Below are 14,897 nucleotides of genomic sequence, written 5' to 3' on the forward strand. Positions count from 1 at the left end.
GGGTGAGACGGGCAAGCCATGCCGGCGCGTGCCCGTCAGGGTTGGTCGAGTGCCGCTTGCAACTCCATCAAATCATAAGGCTTGCGCAAGACGCTGGCGGAAAAGCCCAGCTCATCCATCGATTCCTTGCCATAGCCAGTGGAAAAGATGATGCGCATGTCCGGTTTGTCGCGCAGCACCATGCGCGCCAGCGCGATGCCGGACATGCCGGGCAGGCTGACATCCGTAAACAGGATATCGAAGTCTTGCTCGTTGAGCAATTCCCACGCCGCTTCGCCATCGGACACGCCGCTGACCGTGTGGCCCAGCATGCCCACCAGTTCGCACACCATCAGCTGGGAATCGAGATTGTCTTCCACCACGAGTATTTTCATCGATGTCGGCATGTCACCCTGCGGTGTTGGCGCATGGCCCGTCAAGTCCAGCCCCGGCGTGCCACCGCCCAGCACGCTGGACGCCGTGCTGCCGTCCGCCTGAATGCCGGCCACCGGCGCGCCGGACCGCTCAAACTGGCGCGCACGCATTTGCTGCTGGCGATTGGCCAGCACATGGCGCAGCTTGCGTGCCAGCTCTTCGCGCCGGTAGGGTTTGCTAAGCAATTCCACTCCTGCGTCGAGCCTGCCTTCGTGCACGATGACATCCTGCGCGTAGCCCGACGTAAACAGCACGGCGATATCGGGCTGCAATTGGCGCGCCTGCAGCGCCATCTCCGTGCTGCTGACGGGACCGGGCATGATCACGTCCGTAAACAGCAAATCGATCTGCGCGCCGCTGTGCAGCACGGCCAGCGCGCTTTCGCCATCCTCGGCCTTGAGCACCTTGTAGCCCAGCGCACCGAGCATGTCGACCACGGTGGTGCGCACACCGACGTCGTCTTCCACCACCAGCACCGTTTCCGTGCCACCCGTGACGACGCCGCTCAATTCCAGTTCCTCGTCCGCTTCCGCCATCAGGGAACGGGGCAAATAGATTTTGACTCCCGTGCCCACGCCAGGTTCACTGTAAATGCGGATATGGCCGCGGCTTTGCGTGACGAAGCCATACGCCATCGACAAACCCAGGCCCGTTCCCGCGCCTTCCGGCTTCGTCGTGAAAAACGGCTCGAACGCGCGCTGCAGGACGGCGCCGCTCATGCCGCGGCCCGTGTCCGTCACTGACAGCATCACGTACTGGCCGGCCGGTACGTCGACCAGGTTGTGCACATACTGTTCATCGAGCACGACATTGCCCAGCTCGATGGTCAGCTTGCCCGCGCCATCCATGGCGTCGCGCGCATTGATGGCCAGGTTGAGGATGACGTTCTCGATCTGGCTGCGGTCGACCAGGGTATTCCACAGTCCGCCGCCGCCCACCAGCACGATGTCGATCGCTTCGCCCAAGGCGCGCCGCAACAAGGCATCCATGTTGCGCACCACGCGCGCCAGGTCGGCCACGACGGGTTTCAAGGGCTGGCGCCGCGCAAACGCCAGCAAATGCGACGACAATTTGGCGCCCCGCTCGACGGCGGCGATCGCCGTGTCCAGGCGCTGGCGCATCAAGCCATCCGTGCCCGCCAGATGATGCAACAAATGCAAATTACCGGAAATGATTTGCAGCACATTATTAAAGTCGTGCGCGATCCCCCCTGTCAGCTGCCCCACGGCTTCCATCTTTTGCGCCTGGCGCAAGGCGTCTTCCGCCTTGGTGCGCTCGTTGACTTCCTGTTCGACCCGGTGTTCGAGCGTTTCGTTCAATTCATGCAGCGCTTTTTCCACGCGGCGCCGGTCCGTGATGTCCGTCTTGACGGCGATCAAGGAACGCGTATGACCCTGCTCATCGACCAGGCGGCTGACATTGCTCGACACCCACACTTGCGAACCATCGGGTTTCAGGTAGCGCTTTTCCAGCGAGAACGACTCGCCCGTTTCCACCAAGCGCTGGAACAGCACGCTGTTGCCAGGCACGTCCGCCGGATGCATGATGTCATTCATGTTCAGGCTCAGCAGTTCTTCGGCGGAACGGCCCAGCATGCAGCACAGGGCGCCGTTAACGCGCTGAAAACTGCCGTCGAGGCCCAGCTCGGACAAGCCCACCGACGCCTGGCCGAAAATGGCGGCCATGCGCTCCTGGCTGGCGTTCAGTTCATCCTCGATCTGGCGCCGCTCCGTCACGTCGAACGACACGCCCACGTAGCGGCGCTGGCCGGGCACGCGGCCGGCCACCACCTCGCCCTGGCGCGCGATCCAGCGCAGCGCGCCATCGGCAGGGCGGCGGATGCGGTATTCCACGTATTCGAGGGGATTGGGCGCCACAGCAAGCTTGCTGGGCCCGACCTTTTGCTGGTCGCGCGCATCGACCAGGCTCACCAGCAGGCGTTCCGTCACTTCTTCCTCGTCGGCAATGCCCCACAGGCGGCGGAAGGTGGGCGACACCAGCATCGCGCCCGTCTCGGGGAACCATTCGAAGGTTCCGATGCCACCGGCCTGCTGGGCCAGGCGCAAGCGTTCCTCGCCTTCCATGCGCTCGGTGACGTCGATGCCTTCGACGAGGATACCCGTGACCGCGCCCTCGTCATCCTTGATGGGCTGGTAGACGAAATCGATCTGGCGCTGCCCCGTCTGCCCATCCGCCGTCTGCAAATCCACTTTGACCTGGCGCCCCTCGTAAGGTTCGCCCGTGCGGTAGACCTGGTCGAGCAGTTCGATGAAACCTTGCGCCTTGACTTCGGGCAAGGCCACTTCGACTGTCTTGCCCAGCAAATCGCGGTGCCCCACGAGGCGCAGATAATGCTCATTCGCCAGTTCGAACACGTGCCGCGGCCCGCGCAGCAGAGCCATGAAGCTGGGTGCCTGCTGGAACAGGGCGCGCAGCAGCGCGCGCTCCTCGCCCAGGCGGCGGTTGGCCGCGCGCACGGCCTCGCCCTCGGCCTGCAAGGTCGTGTTGAGTTTGCCCAGCTCGGCCGTGGCCAGCTTCAGCTGGCGCCCCTCTTCCATGCGCGCCGTCAATTCCAGCGCCGTGCACAGCACGCCATCGATCTGGCCGTCGGCGCCATGCACGGGCGTATAAAACAGGTCGAAACAGACGTCCGCGCGCTGGCCGTCGCGCAACAGCGGCAAACAGCATTCGCGGTGCACCTGCGTCTCGCCGCGCAACCCCGCGTCGAGGATGCGCGCGTTCCAGTCCCAGATTTCGGGCCAGACGGCCGGCACCGTATCGCCCAGCGCCGCCGGATGGCGCGCCCCGGCGATGTGGATGTAGTCGTCGTTGTAAATCATCACGTGCTGCGGGCCCCACATCAGCACCATCGCCATCGGCGAATGGAGCACGATGTCGACGCTGGTGCGCAAATGGGCGGGCCAGCCATCGAGCGGGCCCAGGCTGGTAGCGGACCAGTCGCGCTGGCGCACCAGTTCTCCCATGCTGCCGCCGCCGCGCGGCCAGGCTGGCGCGCTCATGTGGACAGTCCCGCTTGCACGCGCACCTGGCACTGGCGCGGGATACGCACGGTCGCCAGCGTGCCCTGCGCAGCCGTCGAAGTAAGCTCGACCGTGCCACCGTGGGCCTTGACGAACATGTTGACCGTGTACAGGCCAAGTCCCAGGCCCTGCCCCTTCTTGCGCTTCTCGCCCGCCTGCTGGAACGGTTCGAACAGGGTCGGCAGCAAGGCGGCGGGGATGACGCCGCGATTGGCGATGCGCAATTGAATGCTGTCCGCGTCGCGTCCGTCCAGGGCCAGTTGCACCGGCGCGCCCGGCTCGCCATGCGTGAGGGCATTGTTTAACAGATTTGAGATGACTTGCGACAGCAGGCCAGCATCGCAGAGCCCGTGCAGCTCGCCCACGCTGCTGACCTCGACAAGGGCGGCCTGGCCAGCCGTCTCGAACTCGTCGACGATGGCGCGCGCCAGCGCCAGGTAGTCGTGCGTGCTGCTGCGCAACTCCATCGTGCCGGAGCGGATGCGCGCCAGGTCCAGCAACTGGTCGACCATGCGCGCCATGCGCTTGGCGCTGCTTTCGATGCGCTGCGCCGTGACGACCACCTTCGGGTGGTCGCTCATCATCGGCAACAGCATGGCGCCATTCATCACCACCGACAAGGGCGTGCGCAAGTCGTGGCCCAGCACGGCCGTGAACAGTTCATTCAGGTGCAATGCATGCTTGAGCTCGTCGAGCTGGGCCGACAATTCGCGTTTTTGCTGGTACAACTGGACCAGCACGGCCACCTTGCTTTGCAAGGCTTTCACGTCGATGGGCTTGTACAGAAAATCGACGGCGCCCGCCTCGTAGCCACGGAAACTGTAGCTCGGTTCGCGCGACGCGGCCGTAAGGAAAATCAGGGGAATGCTGCGCGTGCGCTCGCTGCCGCGTATCAGCTCGGCCAGTTCGAAGCCATCCATCTGCGGCATTTGCACGTCGATCAGGGCCAGCGCCACTTCATGCGTCAACAGCAATTCCAGCGCTTGCGCGCCCGAGCTTGCCTTCAGGATGACAATACCGGGCCGTGCCAGCACGGCTTCGGCGGCGACCAGGTTTTGCGCGATGTCGTCAACGACGAGGATATGGATAGGTGCTGTCACGGGGTCATCTTCAGGCATCGCAACGGCAAGATGCCATCGTGTTTCGATATGGACATAAACATTGTTTCAATTCTCACATATATTACACGCACTGCACTATTTCCATTCACTTGTGTTCGCCATCGCCGAGCAATGCCAGGCTGGCAGCCATCTGCGGCAAATCGAGCACGCGGTCGGCACCGGCCCGCTTGAGCGCGGCCGCCGGCATGATGCCACAACTGGCCCGTTGCGGGTCTTGCACCCAGGCACTGCCACCCAGTTGCCGCACGCGCGCCAGGCCCGCCGCGCCATCGGCCGAGGCGCCCGTCAGGATGATGGCCAGCATGGCGCGCCGATAGGCCAGGGCCGCCGTTTCCAGCAGGACGTCGATGGACGGGCGCGAAAAATACACGGGCGCTTCCTGCGACAGGGAAAAACAGCCATCGGGTTCCACTTGCAGGTGGTAATCGGGCGGGGCGAAATACACGGTGCCGGCTTGCAGCGGCTCCTTGTCCTGCGCCTCGCGCAAGGGCAACTGGCAACGTTCCGCATACAGATGCGGCAACTGGCTCGAGCGGCCAGGCGCCAGGTGCAGCACCACCACCACGGTGGCGCGGCAGGTAGCGGGCAAGGCACGCAGCACGATGCCCAGCGCTTCCACGCCGCCGGCCGAGGCGCCGATGGCGATCAGGCGCAGGCCAGCGGGCGGTGGCGCCACGTCGCAGCTTGGCAGCATGTCAGGCACGCTGGAAGATGCGTTCAGCCGGACTCAGCTCGTTGAAGCTGGCCGCATGGCGGCTGAAATGCAGGCTTTCCTTCATGCCCAGCCCCAGGAAACCCCGGTTCACCAGTGCTTCGTGGAACAGGCCCAGGCTGCGGTCTTGCAAGTCTTTATTGAAGTAAATCATGACGTTACGGCAGGAAACCATGTGCACCTCCGAAAACACGCTGTCCGTCGCCAGACTGTGGTCGGCGAAGACGAACTGGCGCCGCAAGCGCCGCTCAAAGATGGCGCCCTTGTAGGCCGCCGTGTAATAGTCGGACAGCGAACGCTTGCCGCCCGCCAGCTGGTAATTCTCGCTGAACTGGGCGATGCGCTCGATCGGATAAATGCCCGCTTCGGCGGCGGCCAGCGCTTCCACGTTGATGTCCGTCGCGTAAATCATGCTGCGCTCAAGCAAGCCTTCCTCTTCCAGCAAGATGGCCAGCGACCATACCTCTTCCCCGCTGCTGCAGCCGGCCACCCAGATCTTGATGGAAGGATAGGTATGCAGGATGGGCACGACTTTTTCGCGCAAGGCGCGAAAATAGGCGGGATCGCGGAACATCTCGCTCACTTGCACAGTGAAAAACTGCAGCATCTGCGCGAACATGGCCGGCTCGTGCAAGATGCGGTCCTGCAATTGCGACAGGCTGGCGCAGCCGAAGCGCTCCATGGCCTGGCGCATGCGCCGGCGCAGCGACGCCACGGAATAATCACGGAAATCGTGCTGATAGCGCAGCAGTATTCCCTCAAGCAATAACTTCAGTTCTATATCGAAAATATCGTCATCTAACAACATCCACCTCATCGGATACCTGACCGTTGAACACGGTACAACCTGCCAAATGCTAGCAGATCACCGGCAATTATCCCGCAGAGAAAGTGCCAGTTAGGTACGCTGGCGTACACTCGCGCGTTTTTTTCGGCTATGTCACCGTCAAGTGTGGGAATTCGCCCAACGTTGCTTTCAATAACGTTTCCGATGAACGGATGCGCCTGGCGTCGAGTATCCAGCGCCAGCCCAGGTAGTTCGGCAGGTAGCGCGTCGCCACGCCGTGAAAGGGCCGTATCCATTCGCGCAAGCGGCTGTGATAGGCATTGACGTTCTGTACGTGGGCGGCCCCTCGCACACGGATGCCAACGCACAAGTTGACTGCTTGGTGGCTGATGCCCGCTTCCCTCGCAAAAGCCTGATAGGCGGCATGACCGTCGGTCACCAGCAGCACGTCCTTGTCGATAACGGGTAGCAGCGAATGATGCAGCTGTGCCTTCGTCAACGCCCCTTTGCCCGTGACGAAATCGAGGGTCTGGCCCGTACGGTCGCGCGCCACCAGGATGCAAACCTGTTCATTGGAAATGCCGCGCTGATGGGCATGGCCGCCACGGCGGCGCGCCGGACGCGTCATCTGCCTGGATCCCTTTTCTGATTCCAGCACGTAGAGTTCATCGGCCTCGGCAATGCCATGCAGACAATGCGGCCGATCCGTCTTTGCTACGCTGAGAAAACGGTGTCGCCAGCGAAACGTGGTGTTGCGGTGCAGTCCCAACTGCTGAGCGGCCTGGCGTACCGACCTGGAATCAAGCAGGCAATCCGCATAGTCGAGCCACAGCGATTTATGGCGCAAGTGCGCCAGCGACGTGCCCGTCAAGGCATTGAATGTGCGCCCACAGGATACACAGCGGTAGCGCTGCAGGCCGTGCGCATGGCCATGCCGGTGCAGGTGACACGATTGGCAGGCGGGACAGCCCAGGCGTGCTTGCGTAGCGTTTTCAAGCAGCGTGACGGTCACATCGTGTGGCCCATTGCCACACAGCAAGGCTATTCCTGCCTGTCGCTGGCGTCGGTTCAACTGCGCAAACTGCGCGATAAAGCGTATCCATTCGGCTGGCTGCATGATCGGCTCCTGCATGGCGGGTATGCAGAGTCAGACAGCACAGCCAAGGAAAAATTCAGGCAGATCCCCTATTTATCGATGACAGAGCCTTTTTTTCAGGCATCGACGCCCTTCATGCCTTCGTCCGTATAGCGCGCGCCCGCCGCCATACCCAAGGGAAAGGCGGCGTTCATCGCCGCCAGTTCCGCCCCGTCCAGCCGCACGGCCAGCGCGCCGAGGTTGTCGTGCAAATACGCGATGCGCTTGGTGCCGGGGATGGGAATGACATCATCGCCTTGCGCCAGCAGCCAGGCCAGCGCCAGTTGGGCCGGCGTGCAGCCTTTTGCGCGCGCCATGTCCCTGACTTGGGCGACGATGGCCTGGTTGCGCGCCAGGTTATCGGCCGCGAAGCGGGGATTGAACTGGCGAAAGTCGCCCGCGTCCAGACTGGCCGCATCGGCGATGGCGCCCGCCAGGAAACCGCGCCCCAGCGGACTGTAGGCAAAGAAACTCGCGCCCACGTCGCGGCAGACGGCCAACACGCCCTGCTCCGGTTCGCGCGTCCACAGCGAGTATTCGCTCTGCACGGCCGCCACGGGGCAGATGGCCGCCGCGCGCCGCAAGGTGGCGGCGCTCACTTCGCACAAGCCCACGGCGCGGATCTTGCCCTCTTGCCGCAGTTGCGCCAGCGCGCCCATCGACGCTTCCAGTGGCGTGTCGAGGTTCAGGCGGTGCAGGTAAAACAGGTCGATGCTCTCCACGCCCAGGCGCCTCAGCGACGCTTCGCACGCCTGGCGGATGTAGGCGGGGGAATTGTCGACGCGGCGCGCATAACTGCCCGCCTCGCGCGCCAGGCCGCACTTGGTGGCGACCAGCGCCTGGCCCCGGTGGCGCGCCAGGAAGCGTCCCAGCAATTGCTCGTTGTGGCCGAAACCGTAGGCGTCGGCCGTGTCGAACAGGGTCACGCCGGCCGCCAGCGCCGCGTCCAGGGTGTCCAGGGATTGCGCCTCGTCCGTGGCGCCATAGAACTCCGACATGCCCATGCAGCCCAGGCCCAATGCCGAGCTGGTCAAGCCGCTATTGCCGATCCGTCGTTGTTGCAGTTGCATGTTGATCTCCCCTCAATGTCAATGCGGCCAGTCTGGACCGCGCCGTCTGGCAAGGGAATGCCCGATTTCGTGATACCTTTATGGTATGAGAGCCCTCGATACCCACGCATTGACCCTGTTTTGCGCCGTCGCCCGCTGCCTGAATTTCCGCCAGGCGGCGGAGCAATTGCACATGACCCAGCCGCCCTTGTCGCGCGCCATCAAAGGGCTGGAAGACAAGCTGGGCGCGCGCCTGTTCGAGCGCGACACGCAGGGCGTGGCCTTGACGCAAGCGGGACGCACGCTGCTGCCGCAGGCGCTGCACATCCTCGATTTGCTGGAGACGGCGCAAGCGTCACTGCAGCGCGATGCTGCCCCCGCGCGCCTGCGCCTGGGTCTGACGAGCTCCGTGGCGGCCGGCCTGTTCCGCCCGCTGCTGGCGGCGCTGGAGGGGCAGCTGGGCAATGTCCGTCTGGAATTGACGGCGGCACCATCGCCGCGCCTGGTGGCTAGCGTGCGCAAGGGCCAGCTCGATGCGGCCCTGCTTGCCTTGCCCAGCACCACGTTCGAACTGGCCGTGCAGCCGCTGGCGCGCCAGCCCATGATGCTGGCCCTGCCCGCCGGCCACCGGCTGGCGAAAAAGCGCAAGCTCAGCCTGGCCGACATTTCGATGGAATCCGTCTACTGGTTCGAACGGGCGCGCCAGCCCGCCTTCTTCGACCATTGTCAGCAAGTGTTTCGCCGGCATGGCTTCGCGCCGCATTTCCTGCGTGAAGCGCCCGATCACCATGTGCTGCTCGGCGACGTGGCGGCCGGCAAGGGCATGGCCCTGCTGGCCGACTCCTTCCGCGCGCTGCGCCTGGACGGCGTGGCCTACCGAAAATTGGCGGAGGGCGAGGAATTGGCGGCCGGCATCGGCCTGGCCTGGCAAGCCGATGCCGGCCATGCGTCCCTGCCCCTGTTGCGCCAACTGGCGCAAGAACATCTGAACATCAGTTGCCGGCCTTGACGGCGATGAATTCGCCCTTGCCGACGGTGGCCAGGCACGTCGTGTAGCGGCTGTCGGCGCGGATGGCCTCAAGAAACTCCGCCATGTCCGCGTAGTGCGAACTGGCGTTGTCAACCACCAGCACGCCGCCGGCCGCCAGCGCGCGGTCCAGCTGCGGCCACCACTGCGCGTATTGCTGGCGCGCGGAATCGAGGAAGATGAAATCGTAGGCGCCGTCCGCCGCATCGCGCAGCACGTCGCCCGCGTCCGCCAGCAGCTGGCCGATCACGCCTTGCAATTGCGCGCGCACAAAGTTGGCATGCGCCATGTCGAACTTGTCCTGCGCCTTTTCCACCGTCACCACCTTGCCGCCCAGCGCCTGCACGGCGCGCGCCAGCCACAGGGTGGAATAGCCGTTCGACGTGCCGATTTCCAGCACCCGCCGCGCGCCGCGCGCATGCACCATCACGGCCAGCAATTCGCCCGTGTCACGCGTGATGTTGAGCATGCGGCTGGTCCGCTCCGCATGCGCCGCGTCATTGGTGTTGCCGAATGCTTCCAGTTCGCTCAACAGAGTATCGATGCTTGGCATGGCGCCTCCTTGTGCAAAACACCAGCATAACAAAAAAACTAGGCGCTGGCGCGGCGCAACGGACGTTTCAGGTACTGCACCATCACCACGCCCAGCAGGGTCACGCCGCCGCCGATCACATCGTAGCTGTGCAGGGTTTCACCGAGGAACAGCATGGCGATGATCACCGTGAACACGGGCAGCAGATTCATCAAGGTCGTGGCGCGGCTCGGTCCCAGCTTGGCCAGGCCGTGCATCCACAAAAACGGCGCAAGGATGGAGGCGGGAATGCCGGCAAACAGCACCAACGGCAAGCCGGCGCTGGTGACGGGCGGCGCAGACTGGCTCAGGTAATACACGAACAGCACGGGCACGGCGCACCAGACCTGGATCAGCAAGGAATGCCAGTTATTCAGGGGAATTTTCCAGCGCTTGAGCAACACGCCATAGCCCGCATACGACAGGCACGCCAGCAGCATCAGGGCGTCACCCACGGCCGCGCCATGGGCGAGCAGGGCGGCCGGATCGCCATGGCTGAGCAAGTAGGCCAGTCCCAGCAGCGACACGAGGCCGCCAAACACGCCACCCACGGTGGGCGCCTCGCCCAGCAGCAACACGGACAGGCCCACGGCCAGCAGCGGCATCATCGACGCCAAAATGCCCATATTGGTCGCCGTCGTCGTTTGCGCGGCGATGTAGGCGAGGCACTGGTACATGACCATGCCCAGCATGCCCAGTACAAACAGTTTGCCAAGGTAGGGTTTCACCACGGCCCGCTGCTTCCATACGGGACGGGCGAACACCAGCGCCAGCAGCACGCCGGCCAGCAGCCAGCGGTAGAACGAGATGGCGGCCGGATCGATCACGCCCACGGCCATCTTGCTGACGATGGTATTGATGGCCCAGATCAGCACGGCGATCACGGGCAACAGATAGTGTTTCACTTGCATGCGGCGTACTCCAGTATTCAATACCGCCATTTTCGCATGGTCTGATTCCATGGATATAATGAATACCGGACAAACGATGCGAAGAACAGGACAAAGACACCATGGCCAGCAACCAGCATTTCCCCGCCGTTTCCGACGCCCTGCCCTATCCCGTATATTTCCGTCTCGACGATTACCACGCGCACCAGCAGTTCGATTACCAGAGCCATCCGTGGGGCCAGCTCACGTATTGCTCCACGGGCGTGATGGAAATCATGGTGGCGGGCCAGCGCTACCTGTCGCCGCCCCAGTACGCCGTGTGGATACCGCCCGAGACCTTGCATGACGGCTATATCCGCCAGGATGTCGTGTTTCACTCGGCCTACATCGACGCCAGCCTGTGCGCGCAACTGCCGGCCCAGCCGTGCGCGCTGGTATTGAGTCCCTTGCTCAAAGCCATACTCGGCGACTTTGCAGAAAGAAACGTCACCACGCCCGCCACCGAAGCCGACCAGCGCCTGGCGCAGGTGCTGGTCGACCAGCTGCAACTGGCGCCGTGCAGCCGCAACTACCTGCCCGGCAGCGACGAGCCCGTCATCGCGGCGCTGCTGGCCGCCCTGCAGGCGGAGCCGGGCAGTAACCGCTCACTGGCGGAGTGGGCCGCGCAGCTGCACGTGACCGAGCGCACCCTGGCGCGCCGCTGCCAGCGCGAACTGGGCATGCCGTTCGGCGAATGGCGCCAGCGCCAGCGCTTCCTGGCCGCCCTGCCCCTGCTGGAACAGGGAGACACCGTGCAGGCGATCGCGCTGGAACTGGGCTACAGCACGGCCTCGGCCTTCATCGCCATGTTTCGCCGCCAGAGCGGCGGCACGCCCGACCAGTTCCGCCGCGGCCTGCGCTGAAAAGCGGATCCGCTTTGTCATGGTTTGTCATATGGGGATGCTAAAATTCAAACATCTTTCCAGAGAGCAAAAGGACGCGCATGAACCCCAGCACCGAGACGACCCATGAAACCCCAGGCAGCGAGGATGCGCCGCAGGTGACGGAGACGGTCGTGACGGCGCCAGCACCCCTCCGGCTCGACAAGGAAGAGATACCCACGGTGCTGGGCAAGCTGCGCACCCTGGTGCAGGACAAGACGCGTTTCGAGCCGCACGACATCACGCCGCTGGACGAAGAAGACGTACTGCAGGAGTTTTCCCTGCAAGCAAACTACGCGCTCGAAGCGCGCTTCGAACAGCGCGTCATCAATGGCTATTTCACGCCGGCGGGCAATGACTGCCACTGTGGCTCCCACGAGGTGGGAGCGCTCGCTCACGCGCAGGAAAAGGAAAGACTGCGCCGCGCGGCGGGCAAGCTCGACAATGTTTTGCGCCAGGCAGCCCAGGCCTACAACGGCATCGAAGCGGGCGTCTATCTGCCGCACGCCGTCAAGTACTGGCACCTCGATACCTGCAGCAACTGCACCGGCAAAGGCCGCATCGGCTGCCACACCTGTTATGGCGCGACGACGGAAACGTGCTGGAGCTGCCACGGCGGGCGCACCGTCAGCTGCGACGCGTATGGCTGCTACGGCAGCGGCAAGGTGTCGTGCTCGTATTGCAGCGGCAGCGGCACGGTGTCCGAGCAAGTCACCGACTACATCACGGTGCAAGTGCCCACTACCACTTACAGCAACGGCAGCTCGCACACCAGCTACCACAGCGAAACGCGGCCCCAGTACCGCACCGAATACCGTAATTGCTACCATTGCAGCTTCGGCAAGGTCAGCTGCAACACCTGCCACGGTTCCGGCAGCATCAATTGCGGCACCTGCCGCGCCAGCGGCAAGGTGACTTGCCGCACCTGCAGCGGCGTGGGCGACTTGCGCTGCAACCCGTGCGACGGTTCCGGCAAGGTGGGCAAGGCGGCCTGGGTCGACGTGCACGTGGCGCCCGGCTACAGCGTCAGCCTGCCCAAGCAGGCGCCCGACGACGCGCGCCGCATCCGCGACAAGGAGAGCGTGCACTCACTGGCCGCCATTGCCAGCAGCCTGGGCCTGGCGAAAGTGAGCATTTACAATGAAGACCAGCCGCAGGAAGTCGACGCCCTGTATGCGGCCAAGCTGCGCATCGTGCGCCTCGACGCATCGTGCAACGCCGAAAAGCACCACCTGGTGGCGTACGGCACGGACTTGCGCTGGCTGACCCTGGACGACATCGTGGAAAAGCTGCTGCGCGGCGACCTCAAGGCGCTCAGCGATGCGCTGGCCGGCAGCGCCGACGACGGCCTGTTCTCGGCCCACGTGCAGGGTTTGCTGACGCCGCTGCGCGACGTGGCCGCCTCGGAACTGAATGCGGACGTGATTGAATCGGTGCTCAGCGGAGTAACCGACCACGCGCACGTCGACGTCGTCTCCGCCGACTATGCCAACAATGTGCGCACCTGCGTGCTGGGCGCCTTGCGCCAGGTCTACACGCGGCTGGCCAAGCAATTCTGGTGGAAAAGCGCGCTGGCCGCCCTGGCCGCCGCCATCGCCACCTGGTTTTTCGCGGGACGCGGTGCCGCCGCCGTCGCCGGCTTGCTCGTCACGGGCGCCGGCTACTGGCTGTTCAACCGCAAGGTGAAAGCCGTACTGAGCGAAGCACTGGGCGGCGAGCAGCAAGCCGAACGGGCCATGGGCATCGCCGGCAAGGGCCGCCGCAACCAGCTGGCGCACGTGCTGATCCTCGCGCCCGCCAGCCTGGCCGTGCTGGCCGCCAGTTATGGCTTGCCCGTGCGCGTGCGCCCGGTGTCCGCGCCGCCGCAAGCGGCCATCGCGTCGGCGCCCGTCGCGCCCCATGCGCCAGCCGTCGTGCCGCAAGATGCGAGCAGCGCCAAAGCCGTCAAGCTGTATGAAAATGGCGACAAGGTGCAGGCGCTGGCCATGCTGGAGAACCTGGTCGGCAAGGGCGACGCCGGTGCGTATGGCCTGTATGGCTGGATGCTGCTGATGGGCGAAGGCAAACCCGGCCCCGTCACGGCGCCAACGGCGCAGCAGCGCGCAGCGCGCCAGGTAGCCGCCAAGCCGCTGATCGGCAAGGGACTCGTGAAGAACGACAGCTATGCGCTGACGGCGAAAGGCGTGATGCTGGCCGAAGGCTGGCAGGAACCGCGCAACATGGCGCGCGGCCTCGACCTGCTGAAACAGGCGGCCGGCAAGGGCAATGCGCAAGCCATGCACTTATTGGGCCTGTACCACGTGCGCGGCTACCAGATCCCCGTCAACCACAAGGAAGCGCGCAAATGGTTCACCCTCGCCGCCGACAAGGGCAGCGCGGGCGACATCTACAACCTGGGACTGATGGACTGGGAAGGGGCGGGACTGAAACGCCCCGACCGCGCCAGCGCCATGCAGCGCTGGAAGATCGCGGCCGCCATGGGCGAGGAACGCGCGATCAAGGCGGTCGCCCAGGGACAGCCTTAAGCGGCAGCGGCCGCCAGCGCCTGCAGCGCCATCGGATTCGGCGTCGGCTCGCCGATTTTCGTCAGCAGGTTGCGGTCCGTGTGGTGGAACGGTTCGTCCTTGCCGCGGATCAGCATGACCGTGTCCTCGTCGTAGCCCCACGTGCCATCGGCGTGAATATCGACCTTGATGCGGTATTCGACGGTGGTGAACGCGTGTTCGAGGAAGGGGTTCGAGCAGATGCCGTAGGCCGTCGAATCGCGCTTGGCCACCAGTTCGAAACTGCTGGCGTCCGCCGTCGTCGTGCCGGATGCCATGGCGATCTGGCCGCGCGGGATGGCCAGCGTCTGGATCACGGCGCCCGTGGCCGGCTCCCACAGCCAGTAACCCACCTGTTCATGATACGTCTTGACCTGATCCGGCTTGGTGATGTGGATGTAGTAGCGCAAGCCGTAGAACAGCTGCGGGCCGTTGGTGACGGGGTCGATCGGCTGCAGTTCGATGCGCTCGACGAAGGCCTGCTTGCGCGGGCCGTCCGCCTTCGGCTTGACGTCCAGGCCGCGCGTGCCCGTCCAGATGCCGGCCATGCCGGTCAAGGGGCCCAGGTTGTTCAGGGTGTGCACGTCGGCGGACGGCTCGGTGTAGATATCTTCGGGAAAATCGCTCATGCGGAAGTCTTCAAAATGGGGCAACAGTGCTTGCCGCCATTGTAAGACGCGCGCCCGC

The 14,897-nt window shown here is 64.4% G+C and carries 12 protein-coding genes; 3 read left to right on the plus strand and 9 right to left on the minus strand.

Annotation, left to right across the window (positions count from 1 at the left end; translation table 11 throughout):
* Window positions 1–35 precede the first annotated feature (35 nt).
* The 6 genes from FG13_RS11895 to FG13_RS11920 form a co-directional block, all read right to left on the minus strand.
* Complete coding sequence (locus FG13_RS11895; RefSeq protein WP_035821097.1) at window positions 36–3,434, minus strand: hybrid sensor histidine kinase/response regulator; 3,399 nt, start codon at window positions 3,432–3,434, stop codon at window positions 36–38.
* On the minus strand, window positions 3,431–4,555 hold the full coding sequence (locus FG13_RS11900) for a hybrid sensor histidine kinase/response regulator (protein WP_051959603.1): 1,125 nt from the start codon (window positions 4,553–4,555) through the stop codon (window positions 3,431–3,433). The genes FG13_RS11895 and FG13_RS11900 overlap by 4 nt, the downstream gene beginning before the upstream one ends.
* Window positions 4,556–4,661: 106 nt before the next feature.
* The gene (locus FG13_RS11905; protein WP_035821099.1) at window positions 4,662–5,270 is read right to left on the minus strand and encodes a chemotaxis protein CheB; all 609 of its coding nucleotides are present in this window, start codon (window positions 5,268–5,270) and stop codon (window positions 4,662–4,664) included.
* A 1-nt stretch (window position 5,271) separates the two neighbouring features.
* Complete coding sequence (locus FG13_RS11910; RefSeq protein ID WP_200880276.1) at window positions 5,272–6,096, minus strand: CheR family methyltransferase; 825 nt, start codon at window positions 6,094–6,096, stop codon at window positions 5,272–5,274.
* Window positions 6,097–6,223: 127 nt separating this feature from the next.
* The gene (locus FG13_RS11915) at window positions 6,224–7,192 is read right to left on the minus strand and encodes an IS1595 family transposase (protein WP_035827967.1); all 969 of its coding nucleotides are present in this window, start codon (window positions 7,190–7,192) and stop codon (window positions 6,224–6,226) included.
* A 95-nt stretch (window positions 7,193–7,287) separates the two neighbouring features.
* Window positions 7,288–8,280, minus strand: coding sequence for an aldo/keto reductase (locus FG13_RS11920; protein WP_152598753.1), 993 nt, complete (start codon window positions 8,278–8,280; stop codon window positions 7,288–7,290).
* A gap of 85 nt (window positions 8,281–8,365) precedes the next feature.
* On the opposite strand from FG13_RS11920, the gene FG13_RS11925 reads away from it, so the two are divergent.
* Window positions 8,366–9,268, plus strand: coding sequence for a LysR family transcriptional regulator (locus FG13_RS11925; RefSeq protein ID WP_035821101.1), 903 nt, complete (start codon window positions 8,366–8,368; stop codon window positions 9,266–9,268).
* On the opposite strand, the gene FG13_RS11930 is transcribed toward FG13_RS11925, so the two are convergent.
* Both FG13_RS11930 and FG13_RS11935 read right to left on the minus strand, forming a co-directional pair.
* Complete coding sequence (locus FG13_RS11930) at window positions 9,252–9,839, minus strand: O-methyltransferase (RefSeq protein ID WP_035821102.1); 588 nt, start codon at window positions 9,837–9,839, stop codon at window positions 9,252–9,254. The genes FG13_RS11925 and FG13_RS11930 overlap by 17 nt on opposite strands.
* Window positions 9,840–9,877: 38 nt before the next feature.
* Window positions 9,878–10,768, minus strand: a complete 891-nt coding sequence (locus FG13_RS11935) for a DMT family transporter (RefSeq protein WP_035821105.1) — start codon at window positions 10,766–10,768, stop codon at window positions 9,878–9,880.
* A 101-nt stretch (window positions 10,769–10,869) separates the two neighbouring features.
* Here FG13_RS11935 and FG13_RS11940 point away from each other — a divergent pair, with 101 nt between their 5' ends.
* Both FG13_RS11940 and FG13_RS28995 read left to right on the plus strand, forming a co-directional pair.
* On the plus strand, window positions 10,870–11,649 hold the full coding sequence (locus FG13_RS11940) for an AraC family transcriptional regulator (RefSeq protein WP_035821107.1): 780 nt from the start codon (window positions 10,870–10,872) through the stop codon (window positions 11,647–11,649).
* Between the two features lie 80 nt (window positions 11,650–11,729).
* The gene (locus FG13_RS28995) at window positions 11,730–14,192 is read left to right on the plus strand and encodes a tetratricopeptide repeat protein (protein ID WP_051958956.1); all 2,463 of its coding nucleotides are present in this window, start codon (window positions 11,730–11,732) and stop codon (window positions 14,190–14,192) included.
* Here FG13_RS28995 and FG13_RS11955 read toward each other — a convergent pair.
* Window positions 14,189–14,839, minus strand: a complete 651-nt coding sequence (locus tag FG13_RS11955; protein ID WP_035821113.1) for an FABP family protein — start codon at window positions 14,837–14,839, stop codon at window positions 14,189–14,191. The genes FG13_RS28995 and FG13_RS11955 overlap by 4 nt on opposite strands.
* Between the last annotated feature and the right edge of the window lie 58 nt (window positions 14,840–14,897).

The sequence above is a fragment of the Janthinobacterium sp. RA13 genome (assembly GCF_000745325.1).
Lineage (GTDB): Bacteria > Pseudomonadota > Gammaproteobacteria > Burkholderiales > Burkholderiaceae_D > Janthinobacterium > Janthinobacterium rivuli.